The organism is Brachyspira intermedia PWS/A, assembly GCF_000223215.1.
Lineage (GTDB): Bacteria > Spirochaetota > Brachyspiria > Brachyspirales > Brachyspiraceae > Brachyspira > Brachyspira intermedia.
In genome coordinates, this window is the sequence record NC_017243.1 from 95238 (window position 1) to 122171 (window position 26934).

The 26934-nt window shown below is 25.3% G+C and carries 17 protein-coding genes and 1 pseudogene; 5 read left to right on the forward strand and 13 right to left on the reverse strand.

The annotated features are described in order from the left end of the window. Nucleotides 1-22 precede the first annotated feature (22 nt). Nucleotides 23-502 carry a hypothetical protein gene (locus tag BINT_RS00520; RefSeq protein WP_014486597.1) on the reverse strand — a complete coding sequence of 160 codons (480 nt, stop codon included), beginning with the start codon at nt 500-502 and terminating at the stop codon, nt 23-25. A 74-nt stretch (nt 503-576) separates the two neighbouring features. Between BINT_RS00520 and BINT_RS00525 the strand changes: the two genes are divergently transcribed. Next, on the forward strand, nt 577-2721 hold the full coding sequence (locus tag BINT_RS00525; protein WP_014486598.1) for a tetratricopeptide repeat protein: 2145 nt from the start codon (nt 577-579) through the stop codon (nt 2719-2721). 24 nt (nt 2722-2745) lie between these two features. Here BINT_RS00525 and BINT_RS15355 read toward each other — a convergent pair. The 12 genes and pseudogenes from BINT_RS15355 to BINT_RS00585 form a co-directional block, all read right to left on the reverse strand. After that, a pseudogene (locus BINT_RS15355) lies at nt 2746-3907 on the reverse strand (hypothetical protein). Between the two features lie 46 nt (nt 3908-3953). Then, nucleotides 3954-5546, reverse strand: a complete 1593-nt coding sequence (locus BINT_RS00535) for a hypothetical protein (RefSeq protein WP_014486601.1) — start codon at nt 5544-5546, stop codon at nt 3954-3956. Between the two features lie 13 nt (nt 5547-5559). Continuing rightward, the gene (locus BINT_RS00540) at nt 5560-6354 is read right to left on the reverse strand and encodes a hypothetical protein (protein ID WP_014486602.1); all 795 of its coding nucleotides are present in this window, start codon (nt 6352-6354) and stop codon (nt 5560-5562) included. A gap of 598 nt (nt 6355-6952) precedes the next feature. Further along, nucleotides 6953-9118, reverse strand: a complete 2166-nt coding sequence (locus BINT_RS00545) for a methyl-accepting chemotaxis protein (protein WP_041177123.1) — start codon at nt 9116-9118, stop codon at nt 6953-6955. A 263-nt stretch (nt 9119-9381) separates the two neighbouring features. Then, nucleotides 9382-10542: an iron-containing alcohol dehydrogenase gene (locus BINT_RS00550; RefSeq protein ID WP_014486604.1), complete on the reverse strand. Its 1161-nt coding sequence runs from the start codon at nt 10540-10542 to the stop codon at nt 9382-9384. Nucleotides 10543-10840: 298 nt separating this feature from the next. Further along, nucleotides 10841-13897, reverse strand: coding sequence for a tetratricopeptide repeat protein (locus tag BINT_RS00555; protein WP_234944340.1), 3057 nt, complete (start codon nt 13895-13897; stop codon nt 10841-10843). 3 nt (nt 13898-13900) lie between these two features. Further along, nucleotides 13901-14248 (reverse strand): hypothetical protein, encoded by a 348-nt coding sequence (locus BINT_RS00560; RefSeq protein ID WP_014486606.1) that lies wholly within the window; start codon nt 14246-14248, stop codon nt 13901-13903. Nucleotides 14249-14396: 148 nt separating this feature from the next. Beyond that, nucleotides 14397-14756, reverse strand: coding sequence for a hypothetical protein (locus BINT_RS00565; RefSeq protein ID WP_041177124.1), 360 nt, complete (start codon nt 14754-14756; stop codon nt 14397-14399). A gap of 262 nt (nt 14757-15018) precedes the next feature. Then, complete coding sequence (locus BINT_RS00570; RefSeq protein ID WP_014486608.1) at nt 15019-17793, reverse strand: hypothetical protein; 2775 nt, start codon at nt 17791-17793, stop codon at nt 15019-15021. Between the two features lie 122 nt (nt 17794-17915). After that, nucleotides 17916-18338, reverse strand: a complete 423-nt coding sequence (locus BINT_RS00575; protein ID WP_014486609.1) for a DUF3592 domain-containing protein — start codon at nt 18336-18338, stop codon at nt 17916-17918. 608 nt (nt 18339-18946) lie between these two features. Further along, entirely contained in the window at nt 18947-20131 is a 1185-nt protein-coding gene (locus BINT_RS00580) for a dicarboxylate/amino acid:cation symporter (protein ID WP_014486610.1), read from the reverse strand. 435 nt (nt 20132-20566) lie between these two features. Then, a complete protein-coding gene (locus BINT_RS00585) occupies nt 20567-21538 on the reverse strand; it encodes a TIGR01212 family radical SAM protein (RefSeq protein WP_014486611.1) in 972 nt (323 codons plus the stop codon). A gap of 800 nt (nt 21539-22338) precedes the next feature. Between BINT_RS00585 and BINT_RS00590 the strand changes: the two genes are divergently transcribed. From BINT_RS00590 to BINT_RS00605, 4 genes are all read left to right on the forward strand, one after another. Then, nucleotides 22339-23838 (forward strand): DUF2828 family protein, encoded by a 1500-nt coding sequence (locus BINT_RS00590; RefSeq protein ID WP_014486612.1) that lies wholly within the window; start codon nt 22339-22341, stop codon nt 23836-23838. 605 nt (nt 23839-24443) lie between these two features. Beyond that, on the forward strand, nt 24444-25667 hold the full coding sequence (locus tag BINT_RS00595) for a hypothetical protein (RefSeq protein WP_014486613.1): 1224 nt from the start codon (nt 24444-24446) through the stop codon (nt 25665-25667). Between the two features lie 168 nt (nt 25668-25835). After that, nucleotides 25836-26078 (forward strand): hypothetical protein, encoded by a 243-nt coding sequence (locus tag BINT_RS00600; RefSeq protein WP_014486614.1) that lies wholly within the window; start codon nt 25836-25838, stop codon nt 26076-26078. A gap of 5 nt (nt 26079-26083) precedes the next feature. Next, complete coding sequence (locus tag BINT_RS00605) at nt 26084-26710, forward strand: ImmA/IrrE family metallo-endopeptidase (RefSeq protein WP_014486615.1); 627 nt, start codon at nt 26084-26086, stop codon at nt 26708-26710. Nucleotides 26711-26934 lie beyond the last annotated feature (224 nt).

Below are 26934 nucleotides of genomic sequence, written 5' to 3' on the forward strand. Positions count from 1 at the left end.
GCAAAACTAAAACATACAACACTCAATATAAATGATAATATAGAACCAGTAAAATTTTTAATTGATATAGATTTTTTTCATTTAATTTATTATATTTTTCTATTTTTTGATTATCAATAAAATTGGAATTTAAATTTTCCAAATATTTTACTAATTCTTCAGCATATTCTTCTTTTTTATCACTTGAAACATAAACATTATCAATTATGCCTTTTATTAATTCCTGACAAAAAATATTTATACTATATAAATCATTTTCATTTACTTCGTATTTTCTTGATATTGAAGATATTATAGATAAAATTATTTCTTCTTTAGGCAAACCTTTTTCTGATATATATGGTTTTAATATTTCTATTATTTCATTATTAGCTTTTTTTACAGTTTCTATATATTTTAATTTCTGTCTACGCCTCAATATAATACTTGAACATAAATTTATTAAAATAGTTCCTATAATACTTGTAAAAACTCCAATAAAAATTGTACCTATAATTTCCATAAATACTCCATTTATATAATGTTTGATTATAACTATTATTAGATATTATGCAATTAATTATATGAATATATTCGTTGGTTTTTGGCTCGTTTTTTGTTGGGGTTATCAGATATGAGGAGGCTATAGAAGATTTTAATAGAGCTATAAAATTAGATCCAAATAATAGTGATGCATATCTTAATAGAGGAATTTCAAAATCAGATTTAGGAAATGATAAGGAAGCCATAGAAGATTTTAATAGAGCTATAGAATTAGAACCAGATAATAGTGATGCATATCTTAATAGAGGAATTTCAAAATCAGATTTAGGAAATGATAAGGAAGCCATAGAAGATTATAATAAATCCATAGAATTAAATCCATATAATGAAGAAGGATATATTTATAGAGGTTTGTCTAAATCAAATTTAAAAAGATATAGGGAAGCTATAAAAGATTATAATAAAGCTATAGAATTAGTTCCAAATGATAGTGAGGTGTATCTTAATAGGGGAGCTTCAAAAGGATATTTAAAAGAATATGAAAGTTCTATAAATGATTTTAATAAGGCTATAGAATTAAATCCAAATGATGAACATATATATTTTAATAGAGGTATTTCAAAATTTGATTTAAAAAGATATAGAGAAGCTATAGAAGATTATAATAAAGCTATAAAATTAAATCCAAATTATATAGATGCATATATTAATAGAGGGGCTTCAAAATTTGATTTAAAAAGATATAGAGAAGCTATAGAAGATTTTAATAAGGCTATAGAACTAAATCCAAATGCTAATGATGTATATTTTAATTTAGGACTTTCAAATTTCAATTTGAAAAAATATGCAGATGTTATAGAAAATTTTAATAAAGTAATAGAATTAAATCCAAATTATAAAGATGCATATTTTTTAAGAGGTATTTGCAAAATTTATTTAAATAATGAAAATGCTATAGAAGATTTTAGAAGTTTTTTTAAAATTAATGAAGATAATAATATATATATAATAACAATATTACAATTATTCGAAGAATATGAGAATATTGAAAAATTATTTAAATTTATAGTTGATATAAAAAATAATGAATTATGGGAAAATGAACCAATAACAAATTTAATTTCTCGCTTTGATGAGAGTAAAAATTTTGATGATGAGCTTATAAAAAATATAAAATATCTTTTATTATACGAATATTTTTTACTCAAAATTTTAACTTTTGATACTGAAGAAGAAAATGATATAGAAATATCTCATTATACTTCTTTAGATATTCTGCCATTATTATTGAATGTTAAAGGAAATACAAAAGAAAGCGGAAATATAAGAATAAATAATATAACAACTGCTAATGATCCTAAAGAAGGAAAAATCTTAGAAAGAATTTTAAATAAAAATAATATAGATATAAAAATAGAAAATGATGAAAAAGCTTTAACATTACAAACATCATATTCAAGAAATAAAGATTCTCTCACAATGTTTAGACTTTATGGTAAAAAAGAAAATAAAGAAGCTACAGGTATATGCTTAGTTTTAGATAATAAATATTTTAACAATACATATACTTCACCTTATTCTTATGAATTCAAATTAAAAATAGAAAATAATAAAATTGAAATGAATGAAAAAATTAACAAAGAAAAATTTCAAGAAAATAAAAGAAATTTATACTGGATGCTTTATTATAATGAGAAAGAAAATCAGCTTATTTATAATAAAGAAAAATCTAAATATGCAATCAATATTATTGATTTAAATGATTTGAATAATCCTAATTATAAAGCAGAGTTAAAAGAAGATGATAAAAAAGAAGATATGATTAAATATGCATTTGCAAAAATATTTTATTATACAGAAGAAATTAAAAAACAAATAGAAGGAAATGAAATTTATAAAAATATTAAAAATCAATTATACAGCTACTTGTTTGAAAATATAAAATACATAATAAAGCATGAAGCATTCTTTGAAGAGCAGGAACTTAGAATGCTTGTAACAAATGATTATAAATCAGATGAGATATTAATTGATAATGATAATAAAAAACTATATATTGATTATATAAAACTTTTTGATGAAAAGAGTAATTATATAAAAGAAATAATAATAGGCTCTAAAGTAGAAAACAATGAAGCAGTTGCAGAATATATAAGAAAGGTACTTCACTCAAAAAATACAGAGATGAATAAATTAGATGATATAAAGGTGAGCATATCAGAAGCCCCTCTTAGATAAATAATTATAAAAATATATAAAAAATTATCTTGAATACATTTGACTGTTTCTTGCTTTGTAGCTATTCATAAGCCTGTAAACCTCATCAGGATTTAAAGCCTGTTCTACATTTATAGTAACATTCCAAATATCGCCTTTAGAATAATTTTGTTCCTTAAGCTGAGCATTACTTTGAACTGTGATTCTTCCTGATTTATTACTTACAAGTTCAGCACCCATTTCACCAACTATAGCAGATCCTCCGTCTGGAATAGTGTATCCTGTTGTACCGAATGCAAATTGCGGAGCTTGAGGAGGATTAGATTTTATTGCATCCAATGCATTTGCTGATGACATTATACCTGAAGCGGCAGAAATTGCTGATGATATTGCAGTTGCCGATATTATAAGCCCAGCTGCAAATCCTGCAGGACCTCCTTGTGCAAATGAAGCTGCAACTCCCAAAGCTGATTGAGCTATAGCAAGCGAAGGTATTAAAACTGCATCTGCTATTGCCTTAGATTTTTCCATCTCAGCAAGTTTTACATTATTATCCCACTCAGCATAGGATTTATTGTACTCTGCTTGTGCTAATTCTTTTTCTAATAATTCTCTTTGATTTTGTATTTCTTTTTCTTTTTGTAAATCTTCTTTTTCTTTATCCTGTTTTTTCTTTAACTCTTCTTTTTTATTCTTATAGCTTCAGTACTCATAGCATCTTTATTTTCAATGGCTAATTCTAATTCCTCGTCTAGCCTCGCTAAATAGTTTTCATAATCTTCATCATCTTCTAATTTTTTATTTTCTTTTAATTCTCTTTGATAATCATCGAACTCTTGAAGTTTATTTTTTGCTTCTTCGATTGCATTATCATATGAACTTAAATCATAATGAAAAAAGTCAGAAAAACTTGCACTTAAATCTTTATATATACTTGATATGCTTGAAATAGAATCTTTTACGCCGTCCGTAAAATTTTTTATATTAATACTTTTAATGCTTTCATCAAGAGAGTTTATAGATGATGATGTATTATCTATTGCTTTATTCGCTTCTTCTGCTGAGATTGTAAAGTCATTAAATTTATTTGCCGAATCATTAAAAAATAAAGAAGATTCAAATGATGAATTTATTTTTTTATGCTGTTTTCTATATTTTGTAATTCTTTATTAGTATCAGAAATATTTTTGTTTAGATTGTTATTCATATTTATAAACCTCTTCTTTTAATTAACTACCTATAACTAACTATAATTAAAAACCACTGCTGTTTAATATTCTTTCAAGATTTTTTCTTCGCTCTTCCTGATTATATAAATAATTAGTAAGATTGATATTCATCTTTGCAAGTTCCAAATTTATATTAAGTGCATTCTTTTCAAATTTATAATCTATAGTACGCACATTCATATCAACAACTCTTGAACCAATATCAAAAAAGCAAATGAACTTATCATATAAAATATTTCCTCTCTCTGAAGTTATTATAATATTTCTTTTGTCATAACCTCTAACATCGAATACACCGAAGCCATTAGTAAAATACTTTCTTTGAAAATGTTCTTTGTCTTCAATTTGAAACACCGCTGAAACATTTTTATTTTTTTCTTCATTTTGAATACCATCAGAAAAAAATATTACTATCTTTGTAATGTTATAACTTTGATTGCAAATTTGTTTATAATATCTATCTATATCCGTAAGAGTAACCGATTGCTGCTGTTTATAATTAGGATATTTTCTATATTCTAAACTTGAATCAATATCTATGATATCCGATGAATAAACTTCATTTAATCTGCTTTCTGTTTCTGTGAAATCATTAAAATCTATTATCTGATAAAAGTTATTAGTTGGTTTTAATATGCATTCTATACATTCATTAATATTTAAATCATAATTTTTGCTGTTAAGAGTTTTTATTTTAACAATTTCTTTTTTGGTTTGATTAGTCAAAAATTGATAAGCGAGCTTATAAGCTAAATCATAATTTTCTAATTTATATTCTATTTCAAATATATCAGTTTTTATTCCAATCTCTTTTTCTAATGGTATCTGTGGATATAGTTTATCGGCACCAACTATTTTTGGAAGAGTTCTATATACTTCTTCTTCATTACCTTCATCATCTGTAAGAGTATCTTTCATCTTTATGATATAACGGCTTACTAAATCAGCAGAATCCTCTTCGTATTCGCTATCTGAAAAATCATTATTATGCCAATTCAATTTTTTAGTCGGTATATCAGAAAATTCTTTAAAATAAAAATATCCTTCAAAATCTACTCCCCAGCACCAAGTATCAGATAAATTTTCTTCTACCTCATCGAGTATATCAGAAATATTTTTTCCGCTGAATGACATTGTTATTTGTTTATCATTATTAAGAGTGATATTTTTTTCATCGAATATTATATTCATCTCTTCGATTTTTTCTCTTAAAGATAAAACTATATCCAATGCTCCTTTTGTTGATTCTAATATTAAATCTCCCTGTATATATTGATGAAGAAGTTTTCCCCATATAGGAATAATACTTAAATTAAGTCCGGCATTATCTATACTTTCAACATATCCTGCAAATCTTTTTTTACCATTCAAATAATATTCAACTTTATCATTTATATTAAAATAATTAAGAGGTGTACTAAAACTTACTTTGCTTACATCGCCTCCTCTTTTATTAACTTTAAACTCATAACTTGAATAAGTATTATAAGCATTTTCTGAATATATATTTCCATTAATTTTTATATAAGTACCGAACTCTTCAAAATTAATATAAGGAGCTGGAGGAAGTTTATATATTTTATTTCTCAAAAAATGATAGGGCATTTTTTTCATCATACAGAAATTCCTTTTATATTAATATTCCTCTTTTATAGATTATAGAAGCCTTAACACAAGTTTGATTGCTTTCTAAATAAAATATATTATTACCAACATTTAATTCAGGCTGAAGTCCTTTATAATTATAAGCCACTCCATTTACATTTAATTTCTCACCGTCAAAATCAATATTATAAACTCCGTTTCTTAGCTCTGCATTAAATTGTATTCCAAAGTTCTGTCTATTAGCAAATAAGAATTCCAATGCTCCGCCTACAACTATAAACTCTAAATTAAAATTCACAGGCACAGGTACTAAACTTAATGATTTATAATTTATATCCTGTTTATTTTCTTCTGTAATAGGTAATTCATATTCTTCTTCTTTTTGTCTTAAAAAAACTTTATCCAATGCTTCAAGTGAAATATCTATCACACCCAAATTATTTATATATTTTATATTATATCCGCCAACTGATTTCATAATATATTCTGCTTCATAAATTTCATCTTCAAATATAGTTCTTATAAAATATCTTTTAACATTGCTTGATAAAATCATGCTTGTATATTTAGCATATTGCTCTTCTATTCTTACCCAAGAACCTGATTCATTTTTATATTCATAAATAGGAATTCCTATATTAAAAGCTCTACCGCTTGCAATATTTCCTATACCTGTTTTGATAGAGTATGATCTGCTTCCGTCAGCTACTTTATAATCAGTTTTTATATCATCAGCCTTTATACTTTCTACTGTATTTATAATATCAAAAATCTCTTCTGAATATTTATCTCTTACTATTAGTTTAAAATCAAAAGCCATAATAAAAACTCCTCATATATTTATACTAATAGTAAAAAATATAAGAAATTATAAGTATTATTAATTCTATTATTAGAAAAAATCTTTAACGCATGGTGAATAGATTTTTATTTATTATTTAAATTAGAATTCTAAGTAATCATATATTTTAAATTTTTTTATCGTGCGGTATGTATTTTTTTAATTTAAAAAAATACTTGGGTGGGTGCTATAATTTCTAATGAAGCAATAAAGAAGTTGAAAGTAAAAATAACAAAATAAATTAAAAAGCATAGAGGGTGGGCGAGTGTAATTAAATTTTAAAACTTAATTTACATACCCCGCCCTTTTGTTTTTTCTGCTTAACTTTGAAATTATAATTTTAATTTGTTTTGATGCTGAATTAGAAATGTTAACACCCACCCTAGATTTTATTAGGTTTAAAATTTATTCAACGCACGTTTAATTAAAATTAAAACTCAATGAATAATTTGAAATTAAAATAAATTTATATTTTTGGCTTTATTTTCCGTGCGGTATATGAGAATTTAATAAATAAAAAAGCATCAAGTTTTTTTATTAACTTGATGCTTTGAATTCAATTTTTTATAAAATGATTTTAGAATGAAGCGAAACCATCATCAGTCATACCATTTGAAGTAGAAGAATATGTAACACCGAATTCATCGTTTCTCACTGTAGTATTATCCTGCTTTTGAGATTCCATAGCTCTTGCTCTTTCTACAGAAGGCGGAACTTTTAATTCTTTTTTAGAACTAGATTTATGTACTTCATAAGAATCTTCTTTGTAATCAGTTTTTTTCTCAAAATTCTGTTTTTTTATTTCAGGAGTTTTAGTTTTTTGTTTTTGATTATTTTCTTTAATTTCATTAACTTCTTTTTTAACTTTTGCTGTATTATCTTTTTTCAAGTCATCAGCACTCAATTTAAAGAAACTTACAGTATCTTTAAGAACATGGGCCTGAGCAAGAAGCGATTCAGAAGTGTTTGCACTTTCCTGTACCAAAGAAGCATTATGCTGAGTTACAGTATCCATTTCAGCGACCGCTCTGTTAACCTGATCTACTCCTGTCTGCTGTTCCATAGCAGTAGCACTAATATCCTGCATTATTCTGGCAGTATCTTCTATTTTTTGCTGAATGTCTATAAATATATCTTGAGACTGACGGGCTGTTTCTGTAGCTTTGTTAATTTTTTCATTTGTGTTGTCAACTAAAACAGTAATGTCTTTAACAGATGATTGAGTAGTTTGTGCTAGGTTTCTAACTTCAGAAGCAACAACAGCAAAACCTTTACCTTGATCTCCTGCTCTAGCTGCCTCTACTGCGGCATTCAAAGCAAGTATATTAGTTTGAAATGCTATATCTTCAATGATTTTAGTAATGTTTTTGATTTTTGTACTTGCCTCATATACTTCTTCTATATTTGTTGTAGTTTCAGCAATTATTTTACCAGCATTCTCAACGGCCTCTCTTGAAGCAACCATCATATTATTTCCGGCAACGGCATGATCTGTAGATGATTTTATTGTAGAAGCCATCTCTTCCATAGAGCTTGCAGTTTCTTCAAGACTTGCAGCCTGAGATTCTGTTCTTCTTGATAAATCAGTATTGCCTTGAGATAATTCTTGAGCGGCTTTTACTATATTATTAGAAGCAGTATTAACTTCTGTAATAGTTTCAGCAAGTTTTCTTCTCATACTAACAAAAGATTTTGATAAAACTCCTATCTCATCTTTTCTAGGTTTTATACGCTGCTTAATATTGCTTAAATCACCTCTCTCTATTTCCTGAGCTTCTTCAACCACTATTTCAAGAGGCTTAGTGATAGTGCCAATGAATAAACTTACAAATATTGCAAGTGCCACTATTGATATGATTCCTATTATTATTGTAGCTATTATCAATTTTTTATTCTGAGCAAATATTTCATAATCCATCATAGCAAGAGCTATTATCCAAGGTCTACTTTTCATTTTATAATAAGCAGCTGTTCTTTGCTCTCCATTTACATCATAAGTAATTATTCCACTTCCAGCACCAGTGAATGCTTGTTTATATATAGGATTAATTTTCATATTAGCTATATTTTCATATTTTGAATCCATTATATTATAAAGTTTTTCACTAGTTATGAAGAGTCCTCCTGTAGTTCCTAAATCTATATTAGAAAAATGTGTTTGATGGAGTATAGACCAATCAAATAGAACATATATATATCCTGCATTTTGATTATTACTGTCTTTTACAAGTTTTATAGCAGGCATAGCCCATTTGCCTGTAACTTCAGATTGCATTAAAGTATCTGAAAATATAATTTCTTCTTTATTAGCAGATTCTTGAGACCAAGCATTTGGAATATAATCTTTTAGATTCCTTCCTATAAGTGCAGATGATGCGGAATCAGCAATTATATTTCCGTTCATATCAGCAAGTCCCATATTTATTATATAAAGATTATTGTTTTTGAAATTTTTTATTGTGTTTAATAATAATTCTAATGAAGTATCCTGATAACCTTCTAAATATCTGATAACTACAGGAGTTACAGCATAAGTATTTACTAAGGAGCTTTCAAGTCCGAACCAAGTATCTAAAACAGAAGCATATCCTGCTATGGTACTATTGAAGCCTCCAAGTTTACTGTCGCTTATTCCCTTACTCCCTATTTTTATAGAGGATATAAGCATTGCTATTATTATAACTACAACCATAACACATATAACGAAAGGCATTCTAAATGCTAAACTGTTTATTTTCTTCATAAAATTATTATTCTCCAAAATAAAAATTTATTTATAATAAAATAAATGTTATTATATATATAGTAACAAATAATTATAATTTTTGACAAATAAATTGCCAAATTTAACAATTTTTTTTAAAATACAATATTTTTTATCAAAAATTAATAATAAACAATATGTAAGTTAAAATTAATTATAAACTACTAAGTAAAAACTTCAAAAATAAAGGCTATAGTAAAATATACTATAGCCTTTGTTTTTACAAAAATTAAAATATAAAATTATCTATAAGACTTTTCTAATATGCTTAAAACTTCTTCATCTGTAAAATTATGAGGGTCGCATTCAAATAATCCGCCCATAGCAAATTTAGCATTTTTAGCTATAGCAGGTAAATCCTCTTTTTTCATTCCATAATCTGAAAGTTTCAAATTATCAACACCGCATGCTTTTTGAAGTTCTACTAATGCATCAACAAAATCCATAGCTTTATCAGCATCTTTTTTACCCAAAGCCTTAGCCATGTTTATCATTTTTTCATCACAGTCATGAGAATTAGCAATAACTGTATAATATTCTTTACTGATAATGATAAGTCCTGCACCATGTTCAAGTTTAGGATAATAAGCACTCATAGCATGCTCCATAGAATGTTCAGAAGTGCAGCTTGAGGTACTTTCTACTATACCGGATAAAGTATTAGCCATAGCAACATTCTCTCTAGCTTCCATATTGTTACCATCTTTAACAGCATCAGCTAAACTTTTACCTATAAGCTCTATAGCTTTTAAAGCGAATAAGTCGCTCATTTCACTAGCAATTTTATTTATATAACCTTCAGTGCTGTGGAATAATGCATCGAAACCTTGATAAGCTGTAAGTTTTGGAGGAACTGTTTTCATAAGTTCAGGGTCTACTATAGAAAGATAAGGATAAGTTTTTTCATATCCGAAACCTATTTTTTCATTTCCATTAGTTATAACAGTCCAAGGATCTGCTTCTGTTCCTGTACCTGCAGTTGTAGTTATTGCTACTATTGGTAAAGGATCATTTGGTATAGGCTTTCCTTTACCTGTACCTCCGAATATATAATCCCAATAATCACCCTCATTTGTAGCCATTATAGCAATAGACTTTGATGAGTCCATACTGCTTCCGCCGCCTATTCCTATAACGAAATCACAATTTTCTTTTTTTGCTAAAGCAGCACCTTCCATAACATGGTCTTTAATAGGATTTGGAAGTATTTTATCAAATAAACAATAATTTATATTTGCTTTCTCTAATTGTTCTTCCAATCTTTTTAAATATCCGTATTTTTTTACAGATGTACCGCCTGTAACTATTAATGCTTTTTTACCTGGTAATTTTTGTTTATGAAGTTTTTCTAATGAACCGCATCCAAATATTACTTTACTAGGCATATAAAAATTAAAATTCATATTACTACCCCTTATGAAATTAATACCAATATATTATGTTTACTATTATATACCTATAATTCATTTAAATCAAATTGATTTATTATATGTCTAAACAACTATATTTTGTCAGAAATAATTTTTTTAAATTTTAAATATCTGCAGGGCTTTTCCTCGCACCCCACTTATTTTGCGACCGAAGGAAGTGCCTGCGACTGAAGGGAGTACCTGACGAAGTCCGCCTGTGGCGTGCGGCGGGAAAAAGAACAATAAAAAAATTGACAAACTTAAAAAAATTCAGTATATATAAAATTTATTATTATGAGGAACGAGGAAGTTTTTTGATTATTTGAAGATACTTAATAAATCTTCTTATCTTTACATTTCTTTTATTTATGTTCAATGCTTTTTTGTAATAGTCTAAAGAATTATTGAAATACTCATTTACTTCTCTGTGTTTTTTATATTTAAAGTAATAGCATATTCCTAAATTAAAATAAATTTCATAATTATTTTTGCCGTAATATTTATTTTCTATAGACATATTATAATTATATATTGCTCTGTCTAAATATTCCTCATCTGGTTTTTGTTTTTTATATAAAAGTAAATATATATCTCCCATCAAAGAATAGGCTTCTATATTTCCAAGTTTAACAGAACATACTAGATTATCAAAAGCATTTTCTATAAAATACATTTTTGAAGTCTTTTCAAATAAATGTTTTAATATTAAAGCTCTATTATAATTGCATTTAGGATATTTAGGATTTATATCCAAAACTCTGCTATAGCAATGAAAAGAGTTTACAGCATATTCATAATTTTTAGTTTTTAAAAATATTTTATAATGCAGAATTCCCATATCAAAATAATAGTCTATATTATTTTTTTCTATATTGATTATATATTCCAAATAAAATAATGAGAACAATGCATACTTTATTCTTTTTGTAATATCAAATAAATGTTTAAAAAAATCTATGCATAACCTTATAGAAAATATATCTATATTCAAACTGCTTAAACATTTACCAGCCTTTATAAGATATTTATTATTTTTATGAATATCATACATAACATTATTTAAAATAAATAAATATTTATTTGCAAGTATTCTGTTTTCATGCATAAGATTTATATACTTATCGAAATAATCATTTATGATAATTTTATCATCATATTCACTGAATAATAAAAAATAAATGCTGCTTAATTTTTTATAAAGAGTATCTATGCCTACACCGAGATTTAAAGCCTCATTATAGTATTCTAAACATTTAATTATATATTCATATTTAATTTCTTTATCAAAATCATTATTGTGAATTTTTAAATTGTATATATCTCCCAATCCTTCTAATGATATCAATGATTTTTTATTATTATATAGTACAGTTTCAAAACAGGATAAACTATTATTAAATATTTCTTCAACATTATAATTGCTGTAAAGATTATTATATAAAAAACCTAAATTCTCTTTTGCAATATAATATTCATTGTCAATATCAATAGCTTTAAGATAGTTTTTTTCTGCTGATTGATAATTTTCAAAATTGTTTTCAAGTAATTGTAAATGATTAAGAATGGCTAAATTATAATATAATGTTTTATCATATTCGTTTATTTCTAAAGCATAATTAAAATTTTCTAAAGCGGTATTAAAATATTTTATATCTTTTTCTACTTTGTATGCTTCATAATAAAGTATTGCTTTTTGTGATAAATTTTTGATATCATATCTAAAACTATTAAAATGTTTTTCTATATATGATAGAGATAAGTTAAAATATTTATTGTTATTATGATCTTCAATATATTTAAGTCTGTAAAGATCACTTATAGCAATAAGAGAATTTGAATGGCTGAAAAATAATAATGCTTTATTAAAAAATTCTTCTCTTAAATTATAATTGGAGCATGAGAAATTATCTTCCAAACTATTACCATATAAAAAATGATAAAAACATCCTAAATTATAATTCATATAATAGCTTAATGTATTATCATTATTTAATTGTCCGTCATTTAGTAAAGTTTCATAATCATTAATAACAAATTTAAAATAATTCACATCATCAAAATAGCAAAATGCTAATCTGTATAATTCAAATCTATTTATATATGTGTAAAGATAATCACAATCTATGGCAAGTGCTTTATTATAATAAAATAATGAATTATTAAAATCATCTTTATTTTTAGTTATTGAAAATTTGCATTCATACAGATAGGCAATAGAGTTTAATATATCAATATCATCAGTATCTAAATGATTAAATGCCGATAAAGAAGCATTGAAATATAATTCATCTTTTGTATTTTTATAGCATAATATATAAAGGTATGCCATGAAATAATAGGCATTATTGTCTGATTCTTTGGCTTTATTATAATAATTAATAGCTGAGGAAAAATCTTTATTATTTTTAGTTAAACTGTATCTTATGCTGTAAACATATCCTAAAAGATTATATAATAGATTGTTAGAATTATTAATTTCTTCTATCTTTTTTAAAACGGAAACAGCATCATCAGAAAATTGTATGTACTTACTATATTTAAACATGATGGTATGTAAAAAACCAACATTAAGCAAAATATCAATATCATTAACAGAATAATACAAATCTATATAATAATTTATAGAAAGCAAATAATAGTCAGGGTTTTTAGTATTAAGAAATTCTTCTTTATATAATTTGGCTGCATGCTCTAAAGCAAACATATTGTCATGATCAAAATCTAAAATTTCTAAATACACTTCTGCGACAATATTGAAATGTTTTTCTTTTTCAGCATTTGAATATTTAGATTTATATAATGAGAAAATATTATAGCTTAAATTTATATCACTGCCTATTATATTCAATACTTCTTTATAGTAGTCTAATGCCTTATTAAAATAATTATTATTTTTAGTTCTTACATACTTTAGATGATTTAATATAGCTAAAATAAAATAACTAACTTCATTATTATGATGTATTATTCTTTCTATATGATCAGATACTATATCATAATAAATATCATCATAATCATAAATATATTTAGTATAATATAGAAATGCGGCTTTATTTCTTGCATATATATTACTACTGTTTTTTATAAGTATTGAATTTATACTTCCTATAACATTTTCAAAACTTTCATTATCTCCATTATAAGCACATTCATCTATATATGAATCTATTAATAATTGAAGTATGGCAGTATCATTATATTTAATATTTAATCTTTTATCTTTTTTTAATTTTTCAGTAAAATCATAAAAGAATGAATCATTATTTTCTAATGTTTCAAAATCAAGTTTTTTGAGAAAGGAAAGAGCAGAATCTGCTTTCATATTATGAATAAAATTATAATGATTCATATACTAGTTTTCTGTTTTTATTTTATTATATTCCTTAAAAAATTCATTGGCTATTTTTTTTAATTCTTTATTATATTCTATATTTAATTGTATGCTTTCATCTATAATTTTTTGATTTCTTTTTTCTTTGCACATTTCTATATCTATTTTAATTTTTTCTATATTAATTTTTTGTTTTAATTCATGAAATTTTGGCTGATATTTCTCTTTTAATTTGATTATTTCCTGTAATTGTTTTTCTGTTAGACCTTCTGCATTTATAATGAAATAATCATAATTATCATACGGACAATAGTAAGAAAATAAAAAAGATGAAAAAATAAATAATAATAATGCAGAAATCTTTTTCATAATTTATCCTCAAAAATAATTAACAATTATATTATACATGTAAAAGTAATTTATTGAAATATCAAAAATGATTTTATATGAAAAAAGGAGGGATAATTAATCTCTCCTTTAGTAAAATATGGTTTTTATTTATTATGTGAGTTATTTGTTATTTTTTTATTTCATTATATTCCTGAAGAAAATCACTAGCTATCTTTTTTAATTCTTTGGCATATTCCATATTCAATTTTAGCGAATTATTAACAACAAGTTCATCAGGATTTTTTTTAGACATTTCCAAGTTTATTTTAGTTCTTTCCAAATACATTTTTTTTCTTAGTTCTGAAATTTTAGGCTGATATTTATCTTTTAACTTCATTATTTCATTTAATTGTTTTTCAGTAAGTGAATCTTCACTATAAATAAAGTAAGTGTAAGGTTCATTAGCACAATAATAGTTTTCACTTTCAGCAAATAATGATATAGATAATATAACTGTGATGAAAAGAACCATAATAATGCGTTTCATAGTTTTTCTCCTAATACTAACTTTTAATTGTATAATTAGACGAATTGCATAATTAAAAGTTCCCAAATATTTAAAATATTTTAAATTTAAATACGGCTAGGGTGGGTAGCAAAAAAATCTAATTAGTCAGCATAGAAATAAAAAATATTAATTGCATATTGTAACTGTAAATATAAAGGGTGGGGAGTGTAAATATATTTTAAACCTAATTAAGTAAAACACTATAAAAAATTTTTTTTATTTTTATTTAATACTATTAACTTTACCAAGACATTTGAAGCCCGAAGCCTATATATAAATCATTTAAAGTAGGATAATTTCCTATTACAGTTTTATCTAAGGTTGTAGGAAGTCTTAAAGCCAATAATATATAAGGCTCTCCTGTTACAATATTCTGATATCCTGATATAGGAATGCTTGCATCAAATCCTACTTTTAAAGCAGCTGAATGCATATATTCTTTTGAGTAATAAGCAAATCTGTACGAAAGAGAAGCGAAGAAATTATCAAAATATATATGGCTTAAATTAAAATGAGAACTCAAATAACCTAAAAGCTCAACATCTCCGCCTAAAAAATAATTTGCTTTATATTTTTTATTCTGTACATAAGCATAAAATTCTTCAGGTGCTTTTACTTCGCTTGATCCAAATACTGTAGATGCACCATCGAATGCAGTATTAGTACCAAAAGCATAAGAACCATAAAAACTAGCTCTTATAGGTACATATCTAGTTTGAAACTTTGTACTGAAATCTATAGCAAATTTATTGTATCTAATAGAGTATTTAGGTATAACAGTAAGATTCACTAAATCATCTCTATAAGGCTTATCAGTTTGTACTCTAAATATCATTGAAGCTTTTAAAGAAACATTTAATGTCCAAGAAGAATATTTCCAAGTAAATGCAGTTGAGGTATTAGTTTGAGGATTTACAAACTCAGAAAATAAAGCTCCAGATATTGAAGGCTCAAGCATAAAATATAATTTATCACTTTCTGTGTTAAGTAAGAATTGCATTGCAAGATAAGTATTCAATCTCCAATAATTATAAGTAGAATAAACAACATCACTTTTAAACCCGAAGTATAAAGGATAAAGCATTTTATAAGAAGTAACAGTTAATTCAGTTTGAAGAAAATTAGAAGGTATATCATATCCAAGCCAAATCAATGCTAGATTATCAGAAGAAGGAGAAGCGACCACAGATAATATACCAAGCCCATTAATAAAAAATGGGAAAGTATCATTTAGCTGAGGCAGAGGCACCCACATAGCCCAAGGTTTGAAATATTTAAAACCATTATAATTCTCAAGCTCCATTTGAGGAGTAAATTCATATTTATTTATTGTTTTATCAGCGTAGGCGAAATTTTTTGTTACAGATTCATTATCAGAATATTTCATAAGCCTGTCATACTCTGAAAATCTTCCCTTGTAATAAATATTTTCTCCAGCGTATACTGGCGATAATACCCCTCCTGAATAGTCTTTTGTATAAAGCTTAATTTTATTATTATTTAAATCAATTTCACCAAGTTTATAAAATCTGTCATTATTATTGTATGAGAAAAGAAGTTTATTATTTGAATATCTTAAAGTTCTTACATAATTTAAAGTATTATCTTTTGTATTAATATATCTTAATGATTTATTATTATAATTGAATATTGCTATATGTTTAATTCCGTTTTCAGTAACTATCAAAGCTATATTATTATCATCAATAACCGCAGGTGAACTATATCCAAAATTGTCGTTAGCTTGTAATAAAATTTCTTTTTCATCGTTTTCATTTATATAAACTAAAATAGAGTTATGCAAATCTTTTGATATTCCTATAATTCCGTTTCTGAAATATCTTGCATACTGCATATCAAACCATTTTCTTTTAGTTCTAGTTTTTTTATTTAGATCATATTCTTTAACTATATATTTATAAAGTCCTCCATTAAACATTACAGATACTATCAAAGCATTATTTCCGTCTTTTGATATATCCAAACTTTCTGATCCTCTGTCTATTAAGAATTCTAATTTTAAATCTTTTTTATTGTTTTCATTGTTTCTTTTTTCTTTGTATGAATATAAAGCTCCAATATCACCATCTATATAATAAACAGTATCATTATAAGAATGAAGATCATTAATAAAAGTTTCTTTATCATTTACTATTAATTCTTCGCTAGGATTAACATTTTCCAAAGCTAATGAATTTTGAAAATCTGCCCAAGCTTCAGTAAATTTAATTCCATAAACTTTTTTGAAAGCTCCATAAACTCCAGAATTATAAACTAAAAATGAGAAATGAAGTTTAGTCTGCATTCTATTCCAAAACTCAGCATACTTTTCCATTCCAAATCTATCTTGCAAATATTTAGAAAATAATCCGCCGTATTCATAATATACATTTCCATAAGGGCTTTTAGTCCAAACATAAGAAGCCTGAATAGGAGTTCTAAAGTTTCCTTCAAATATATCCTGTCTTAATCTTTGTTTTACTAAAGGATCATTAGCACGTCCGAAACCTGTTAAACTTTCCATACTGACAGGAGCCCCTTCAATCATAAATGGCATAGCATTAATATGCACAAATGAAGCCCAGTTTCCCATTACTTTGGTGGCAAGTCCTGTATTTTCTGAAGCCATAGAAAGTAAATGTGTAAGTTCATGTATAAATACTGTTTCAAAATTATTGCTGTAGCTTGTGAAATTCTCATCTAAATTTGTATCGTATAATATCAAACTTGAATATGGTATTATCATTGCTGCTGAATTGAATAAATTGAAATCAGGTGTAATTGTTATAGGATTTTTTCCTCTTACAGTGCTATTTAAAATTTTTGAATATTTTTCATATATATCATCAGCAACTTTTGCCAAATTTTCTGCTGTTCTTCTGGACTCTATAGGAAATATTATTTCAAATTTTTTTGTTTGTATGGTGTATAATTTTCTAAATGGTTTGAAAGTCTGCGTATATAGATTAACGCTTAAAATCAATATTAATGCAAAAAATAAAAAAAGCTTTTTCATAAATAAATGATAGTATATTATAGTTTAGCATTTTTGCAATAAATTGTTACATATAACTTAATTATAATTTAAAAAAATTGAATAAATAAGAAATATAAGATTTTAGGCTTAAACCATCATAATCAATATTTATTTTTATTTACAATATAAAGTCCAAAATAAATTATTAGCAATCCTATAACAATGCTTAATATATAAGAAATACTATCAGAAAATGGAAGTTTTATATTTTTGGGTTCATTAGGATCATACCATAAAGGCAATTCATCACCTACTTTTCTAAATGGATAATGACTTCTTAAAGTAGCATATAATGTTCCATGATTATCAGCTTCATATCTTATTACCATTACCTTTTTATATCCAATTTTTCTAGGGTTATATACTATTTTTCTTCTATCTAACTCTTCAACCACTCCTACAGTATGAATATAATTTTTTGTATCAATAAAAGAAAAGAATCCTACTATCCCATCAAAAGTTAAAAATATTCCTACAGAACATATTAATATTTTTTCTATAATTGAAATTTTTTTTCTATTCATTATTAAAACTCCAATATTATTTTTTATTAAAATAACTTCATCTTATGTTTCATTTTCTAGTATTTTTTATAAATAAGATCAATAGCAAGTATATTATAATTTTACTTTTTTGCAAATACGTACGCACGGTAAATATAATATCTGTATAATGTACATTAATTTATTTTTTTATTATTCAATATATTAGATTTATTTTTACGTGCGGTGAATGCATTTTTAATTAAAAAAACTTGGGTGGGTGCTTATAAATTTTATTTTTGTAATAAAGAAGTTAAAGTTTTAATTTCAAATTTAAATTATAAGGATAGAGGGTGGGCAAATGTAATTAAATTTTAAAGCTTAATTTACATACCCCGCCCTTAAAAATTTTTTTGTTTTTATTTGATATTATAACTTTCTTATTCTTTAAAGCTTAAATTGTAAAAGCATACCCGCCCAAGTTTTGATTAGATTTAAAATTTAATTAACGCACGATAAGCAAATTGTTATTTATAGATTAATTTGTAATTATGATTAATTTATATTTGTAGTGTCATTCTGCGTGCGGTAAAAATAAAAATGGGTAAGACTAATAATTAAGTCTTACCCATATTTAAAAGAATTCTAATTTAACTAACTTTCTGATCTTTTTTGAAAATACCTTGAAGTATTAAGGCTAAAGCACCATCTCCTGTAACATTACATGCTGTACCGAAACTATCCTGTAATGCAAATATAGCAAGTATTAAAGCAGTACCATCATCGTTAAAACCTAGGACAGAAATTATTATTCCCAAAGAAGCAACAACAGTTCCGCCAGGCACTCCTGGAGCTCCAACAGCAAATATACCGAGCAATATAACAAATAAAATCATAGTACCAACTGCTGGAAGCTGACCATATAATATTTTAGATATAGTCATAACAAAGAAAGTTTCTGTAAGTACAGATCCGCATAAGTGTATAGTTGCTCCCATAGGTATTGCAAAGTTTACAATATCTTTATCTAATGCATCAGATTTACTTGCACATTTTAAAGCTACAGGTAAAGTTGCAGCAGATGACATAGTACCTACAGCAGTGAAATAAGCAGGACCATAATGTTTAAATACTCTTGCAGGATTTTTCTTTGATACAATACCAGCTATAGAATATAAAACTGTAAGCCATATAAAATGTCCTACTATTGCTATAATTATAATTATTAAAAATACAGGAACACTTTTAATTATAGTACCTTCATAAGATAAAGTAGCAAAAGTAGTTCCTATATAAAATGGTAATATTGGTACTACTACATTATTTACCAAAAATAGTATTATATTATTAAGTTCATCTAATAGATTTTCAAAGTATTTAGATTTAGTTTTTACAACGGCTACTCCTCCGCATATTGCTAAGAATAGGGCAGTTATTACAGGAAATATAGGATTAATATCTAATTTAAATATTATTTCAGGAAGTTCTTTACCTCCTGCAACATTTGAAGCAATATTTAAATTAGGAATTATTATATATCCGGCAATAGTAGCAAATAAAGCAGCCCCTACAGAAGAAAAATATGCTAGAGCGAGAATAACTCCTAACATTTTATTAGCCCTGTTTCCCATTCTAGTAATAGCAGGTGCAATAAAACCTAATACAATTAATGGAACCATAAATGATATTACTTGATTAAGTACATATTTTATAGATTGTATGACATTAATCACAGCTTCATTACATACCATACCTATTACAATACCTAAAGCTATTCCTAATAAAAGCTTTACTAATAAGTAGTCTTTTTTAGATTTTGGTTCTAGCTCTTCCATAAAAATATCCTTAAAATTTATATTATTATAAAATAGTATATTCAAATTATATGCATTTGCAAATAAAATTAAGCTTTTAATAATTTTTTTATTTTAATTAAATTATTGTATTTGAAAATTATACTAAAAAACTTGATAAAAAATTGTTTTTTATATATAATGTAGTTCGATTTTATATAGGGGAATGAAGGTGAGAATCCTTCGCTGGCACGCAACCGTAAAGTTTAGTTTGTTAATATAAATTAACGAAGTCGGATTACCTTATCTTATAATAAATAATCAGTCGAGTGCACTAGATTATATTTTTCTATAATGTACTCCTGTTTTTTATTTATTATTGAATAATCATATAAATTTGATTGATCTCTTATACATAAATAAACCAAATATCTAAAACTAGGCAGGAGTTAAATTTTTTAATTCCTGCCGTATTTTTTAAACATTATAGTTTATACCTTGAATTATATTTTTTTCTTTCATTCTTTTTGTTATCAGATTTATTATTTCGCCTTTTGATTTAGTCCATTTAGGAGCTATTAAACTATCTCCCAAACTATCGCCCATTAATCGTGCTATTATAATATCTGATCTTGTAAAAGAAATTGCATCACTCATCAAATCTATATAAAAATCTTCATCTAAAGTAGGAAAATGATAATCTCTATATATATTTTCAAAATAAGAACCTTTTACTATATCAAGCTGATGGAATTTTACAGCATCAATTTTTAAAGCCGATACATCTTTAACAGTTTTTATCATATCATCTCTGCTTTCCAATTCTATTATTTTTTTGTTATCATCATTAATTTTTTTAGGCAGTCCGAATATTATATGAGTGCATATTATTATATTACTATAATTTGTTTTTATATGATTTACCATTTCAGCAAATGATTTATAATCATGACCTCTATTGATGAATTTTGAAGTTTCATCATTAGAAGATTGAAGTCCCATTTCAAGCCAAATTTCTTTACCAGATGAGTAAGATAAATCACTAAGTTCTTTCAGTACATCATCTTCAAGCATATCGCTTCTAGCACCAAACATTAGTCCAACGCATTCATCAAAATGCACCAATTTATTAGCATATTTCAAAGATTCTTTTGATGCCAATTGGGACAATGGTGTACCTAGCTGAAAATATCCGTAGAATTTTTGATATCTTCCTCTATAATTTTTTAATCCGTTAATCCATTGATTATTTATATCTTCTTCTGCTACATAAGGAGGTTTATAGCTATTTAAATTACAGAATCTGCACCCTCCATCATTAGCTTTATGAGCACATCCGAAATCTGTATCTATAGAAATTTTTCCTACTTTAACTCCGAATTTATTTTTAACATAATCAGAAAATGAATAATAGTTTTTATTGTTTTGTATGTTATTTTTATTTTGCATATTAGTATCAGTATATCATAAAATAAAATTTTTAAAACTATTTGTATTGCTTATAATTTTAATTAACGCACGGTTAGCAATACTTTATTTATAATTTAAATTTTAATTCATATTTAGTTTTATTTTTTAATCAGCTTACCGTGCGGTGAATACGTTTTAAATTTAAAAAAATCTTGGGTGGGCAGCTATAATAACAGTATATATTTTAAAAGAATAATAGTATAGAAATCACATAATAATATTTAAAAGAAATAGGGTGGGCAAGTGTAATTAAATTTTAAAACTTTTATTACATTCCCCGCCCTTTATTCTTTATAACGAACTTTTGAATTTTTAATATTAACTATATTTATAACCTATTAAAAAATTTAAGAACCCTCCCAAGCGTTATTTAAATTTAAAATTTATACACCGCACGCAGAGTAAAGTTAAAAATATATGTTAATTATAAATTGTAATTTAAATGATAAATAAAAATTCATTCAGCGTGCGTTAATGAGATTTTAATTAATAATATATTTAACATTGACAAAATAATATATTAAACATAAAATTAAAACAGATTCTAACAGCAATATATTTAAGCCACAATCTGGATTAAAATGGAATCTAGTTTTTTATTTTGCAATAATATTTTTTAGACACGAACAGCAATTTATTTTCTGGTAGTAAGAAGGTTCAACTCCTTTAGCCATTTTTAATGGTATATATCGTGTCTAGTTTTTTTATTCTATGCTTATTTATTTAATAGGCATAGAATATTTTTTATTATAGAACTTTCATTATAGGAGAATTATTTTATGTCTTTTTTAGATTTGCTTAAAAATTCTTTTAATAAAACTTATACACAGAATTTTGCTGATACTAATATTTCATCATTAAGCGGAGTATTAGATTTATTTGCAACTATGGGAGCAAGCAGATTAAAAAAAGATGATGAATTATTAAAATATTTTATAGATGCATGGAGAGAAAGTCCTGAACTTACAGCTAAGTGCATGATGTATTTAAGAGATATAAGAAAAGGCATTGGAGAGAGAGAAGTTTTTAGAAAATATATTAATATTATGATTAAACAAAATCATACTCTCACTGCAATAGAAATTCTTAAAACTATACCAGAGCTTGGAAGATGGGACGATATTATTTATGTATGGTATGAGAATAGAGAAAATAAAAATATTTCTGACTTTACAAAAAATATAATATTAGATCAATTAGAAAAAGATAAAACAACTGATAATGTTTCGCTTCTTGCTAAATGGCTTCCTAGTGAAAATACTTCATCAAAAAATACAAGAAACATTGCAAGAGAATTAATAAAACTTTTAAATATAAACACTAAAGAATATAGAAAAATTTTATCTGCTTTAAGAAAGAAAATAAAAATAATAGAAAATAATTTAAGAGAAAAAGATTATACATTTAATTATTCTTCAGTTCCTTCGCTTGCTATTAGAAAATACTCAAAAGCATTTATTAGAAATGATGAAGAGAGATACAAACAATTTTTTGAAGATGTAAAGTCAGGAAAAGTAAAATTAAATACAAGCGTATTAACTCCATTTGATGTTATAAGAGAGATTTTAGACTGTGATAAAGAAGATATAAAATCAAGAAGAGAAGAATTTGATTTAACTTGGAAAAATCTTCCAAACATTTTTGGAGATAATAATTTAAATGCAATAGTGGCATGCGATGTATCTGGAAGTATGGGAATGTATTCAAATGGTGAGCCTTTAATATGTTCTGTAGCTTTGGGAATATATATAGCACAATTAAATAAGTCTGCATTTCATAATCATTTTATAGATTTCTGCGGCAATTCTAAAATGCATGACATATCAAATATAAATAATATTGTTGATATAGTTAATTATGTTTTAAGGTCATCTATTGATATGAGTACGAATATAGATTCAGTATTTAAAGCATTACTTGATACTGCTGTAAAAAATCATGTACCGCAGGAAGAACTTCCTAAATATATAATAATAATTTCTGATATGGAATTTAATCAATGTGAAATGCAAAATAAAACTAACTTTGAATATTGGAAAGAAATATTTAATAAAAATAATTATAAACTTCCTACTATAATTTTCTGGAATGTAAACTCATTAAGCATAATAATACCTGCTTTAAAAAATGATGATGTATTATTTGTTTCTGGAAGAAGTCAGAATGTTATAAAAAATATAATCAATATAGACAAATACGATTTAACAAATCAAGATGAAATATCAATGCTTTTAATACTTGATACTTTGAAAGATTATAGTATAGATATAAAGGATTGAGATAATTTTATTTAACGCACGGTTAATAATACTTTATTTTTTAATACTTTATGCGTGCGATGAATATACTATAAAATTAAATAATGTTTGGGTGGGTGTTAATATATTCTAATTGGGTAATAAAGAAATAATAACTTTATATTGCAGATTTAAATTATAAACTTATAGGGTGGGCAAATGTAATTAAGCTTTAAAACTTTTATTACATTCCCCGCCCTTTATTTTTTATAACGAACTTTTGAATTTTTAATATTAACTATATTTATAACTTATTTAGAAATTTCAGCACCCGTACAAGCGTTTATTAAATTTAAAATCTGTTTGAACTAAAATGCATTATCCCGAACGTACATTGTACTTCTGTAAGAAAAAGCATTACCATACGGCTAGTACCACGTCCAAGTTTTTATAAGATTTTAAAATTATTTAACGCACGATGAATAGTTTTATTTTTTATAGATTTGATTGTGTTGAAAATAAATTTGTTTTTTTATTTTTCTTACCGTGCGTATTTCAAATTGAGTCCATTACTAATTAAATAAAAACTTATAATCACTTATATTTTTTATTATTAATATAAATATTAATTTTTAAGGTTTTTATTTATGCAAAATATAGAAAATAAACAGTCTAAAATAGAAAAAATTATTGAAGAATATGATAATAAATTGAAAGATAAAAACAGAGAGATAGAAAAATTAAATGATGAATTAAACAGAGTATCAACTAATAATTATAATTCAGGCATTCCAAATGTTATATCAAATAGGGGAGATGAAAGCGATGATTTTTCATTTCCTCATAAATGGGCATTAACTTGCAAAAGAATGGAGAACTCTATTTATCTTGAGCCTATACTTCAGTTTTATAGAGGAGTTTTCAATTCTTTTAATTATTTTTTGGAAAGGCCAAAAGAATGCGAAGATAATGAAAAAGTAAATAATGCATATAATTTTTTTATAAGCCAATTTGAAAGAGCAGGCGGACTTAAAAACTTAATAGTTAATGTTTCTTATAATGCATTAGTTTACGGCTTTTGTTTTTTTACTCCTAAATTAGAAGTCTTGCCTGCTAGGGCTTATGGATTTAAAGGAAGACTTGACGGTTTAAAAGGATTTAAATATTATGATCCTTCTTCAATATACAGATTTAATTTTGATGAGCATGACAGCGATGAAATAAAAAGTATAAGCATTATAAAAAGACATAAAGAAATTTTTAATGGTTCTTATGATGAAGCTAGTATTATAGATATAGATTTTGATTTAGCTTTAGCAGGTTATGCAAGCTATGGGAGTATTGAAGGTGATATTATAGGAAAGCCATTTTTATACAGTGCATATTCACTTTGGCAGATTTTAGAATCTATGGATAATAGTTTCAACCGTAATTTAAAAAATATAGGAGAGCATAGTTTTAATTTTATAGCAAACACTGAACTTAATGATTCGAAGCGTAAGGAGGCAGAACGTGAGATAAGAAATTTTATAAATAACGGCGGCGGAATTTTTATTTCCAAATATGGTAAAATAGAAAAAATAGAAAGTATTGATGCTAATGAATGGTATAATTTTAGAGACAGCATGCTTTCAGCCTTATTCAAAAATAAAGGTGTAGATATTAAAGCACTTGGTCTGAACAAAGGAGCTACTAAATCATTAGCTGAACTTACTCAAGACAATGCCCTTCTTATGGCAAGCGATATTGTTTCAGGTATAATCAATTATATAAATAATAGTTTTATAAAAAGATATTTTGATTTGAATTTCAAAAGTTTAAGACTGTCAGGACAATGCGATTATTTCAGGATTTCTCATTCATTAGAATAAAAATGATTAATTTATTAAATATATACTTAATTTATAACAAACATTGACTTTTATATTCATATACAGTTGTCAATTATTTCAAGTTGTATATACTATATTTGTAAACAAAATATTTACATTTTTTGTAACATTTTATGGGAGTTAGAAAATTATTTTTTGGAGGTATTTATGGCAGTTAAACTTTTCAGTAAAGAAGAATTGCAAAAATGCACTACAGAAAAAGAAGTAGAGGCATATTTTGATTCTTTGGGTATAGAAAAAAATGATTATGAAACAAAAATAGATGCTCTTACAAAAGCATGTAATTCTAAAGCTATAAAGTATTTTGGTAATATATCATTAGAAAAAAAATATAATGATATATTAGTAATGTTTTTAGATGAAGATGTTAGAATGTACAGAGGGTTTTAATAAAAATGTCAAAATTGGGATTGAAAAATATTGCTGATATATGCGGATATACTAGCATTGCCAAACATCATAAATTATTAGATGATTTAGAATCTAATGTTATGGATAATTTGATTCTTAAATATATAGAAAAATCTTTATTATCACATTGGAAAAGTGCTATTGAAAATATTATATTGCAAAATAGACAATCTGATTTTAGAGAACATTTGAAAGAAAAAGAAAAACAAGGTGATATAATAAACAATAGAGATTTTAGAATATTAAATATAGCTTTATATAAAATTTTTATAAAAGAAAAGGAGATTAGCAGTTATGGTTTTTTATCTCCAGATGAAGAACCTTATGTAGATATAATCATCATAAATAAAAATATGACAATTCCTGAAAAAAGATGTGTTGTAGCACATGAATTAGCTCATATTATAGTTGAAAGAATATTAAAAGAGAAAAATGTAGGTATAAATTGGGATATTGTAAATGAAGAGGAATTGATGGATGCTATAATGTGTTATATATTATATGATAAATCAAATTTCTATAAAGATGATAAATTAAGAAACTTTATAGTCGATGGAGTTTCAGAATTTAAGGAATTAAGAGAATCTATAATCGATAAATATGGTAATTAATTAAAACAATAATAATTAAAATAAAAGGCTTGGTATTAATTTACTGAGCCTTTTTTATTTTGCAAGAACTTATAATCACTTATATTTTTTGATATAGGTATAGAGATAATAAATAATCTATTCTTGATTAGAACATTAAATAAAATAATGATTAGTATTAAACCGCACATATTTTTGGATTTGTATAATAATAACTATTACCGTGCGGGATGCCAGTACGGCGA

Excerpts from the sequence above, each read along its gene's own strand:
- BINT_RS00520 (WP_014486597.1), bottom strand. The coding sequence starts at position 502 with ATGGAAATTATAGGTACAATTTTTATTGGAGTTTTTACAAGTATTATA.
- BINT_RS00535 (WP_014486601.1), bottom strand. The coding sequence starts at position 5,546 with ATGATGAAAAAAATGCCCTATCATTTTTTGAGAAATAAAATATATAAA.
- BINT_RS00540 (WP_014486602.1), bottom strand. The coding sequence starts at position 6,354 with ATGGCTTTTGATTTTAAACTAATAGTAAGAGATAAATATTCAGAAGAG.
- BINT_RS00545 (WP_041177123.1), bottom strand. The coding sequence starts at position 9,118 with ATGAAGAAAATAAACAGTTTAGCATTTAGAATGCCTTTCGTTATATGT.
- BINT_RS00550 (WP_014486604.1), bottom strand. The coding sequence starts at position 10,542 with ATGAATTTTAATTTTTATATGCCTAGTAAAGTAATATTTGGATGCGGT.
- BINT_RS00555 (WP_234944340.1), bottom strand. The coding sequence starts at position 13,897 with ATGAATCATTATAATTTTATTCATAATATGAAAGCAGATTCTGCTCTT.
- BINT_RS00560 (WP_014486606.1), bottom strand. The coding sequence starts at position 14,248 with ATGAAAAAGATTTCTGCATTATTATTATTTATTTTTTCATCTTTTTTA.
- BINT_RS00565 (WP_041177124.1), bottom strand. The coding sequence starts at position 14,756 with ATGAAACGCATTATTATGGTTCTTTTCATCACAGTTATATTATCTATA.
- BINT_RS00570 (WP_014486608.1), bottom strand. The coding sequence starts at position 17,793 with ATGAAAAAGCTTTTTTTATTTTTTGCATTAATATTGATTTTAAGCGTT.
- BINT_RS00575 (WP_014486609.1), bottom strand. The coding sequence starts at position 18,338 with ATGAATAGAAAAAAAATTTCAATTATAGAAAAAATATTAATATGTTCT.
- BINT_RS00580 (WP_014486610.1), bottom strand. The coding sequence starts at position 20,131 with ATGGAAGAGCTAGAACCAAAATCTAAAAAAGACTACTTATTAGTAAAG.
- BINT_RS00585 (WP_014486611.1), bottom strand. The coding sequence starts at position 21,538 with ATGCAAAATAAAAATAACATACAAAACAATAAAAACTATTATTCATTT.
- BINT_RS00590 (WP_014486612.1), top strand. The coding sequence starts at position 22,339 with ATGTCTTTTTTAGATTTGCTTAAAAATTCTTTTAATAAAACTTATACA.
- BINT_RS00595 (WP_014486613.1), top strand. The coding sequence starts at position 24,444 with ATGCAAAATATAGAAAATAAACAGTCTAAAATAGAAAAAATTATTGAA.
- BINT_RS00600 (WP_014486614.1), top strand. The coding sequence starts at position 25,836 with ATGGCAGTTAAACTTTTCAGTAAAGAAGAATTGCAAAAATGCACTACA.
- BINT_RS00605 (WP_014486615.1), top strand. The coding sequence starts at position 26,084 with ATGTCAAAATTGGGATTGAAAAATATTGCTGATATATGCGGATATACT.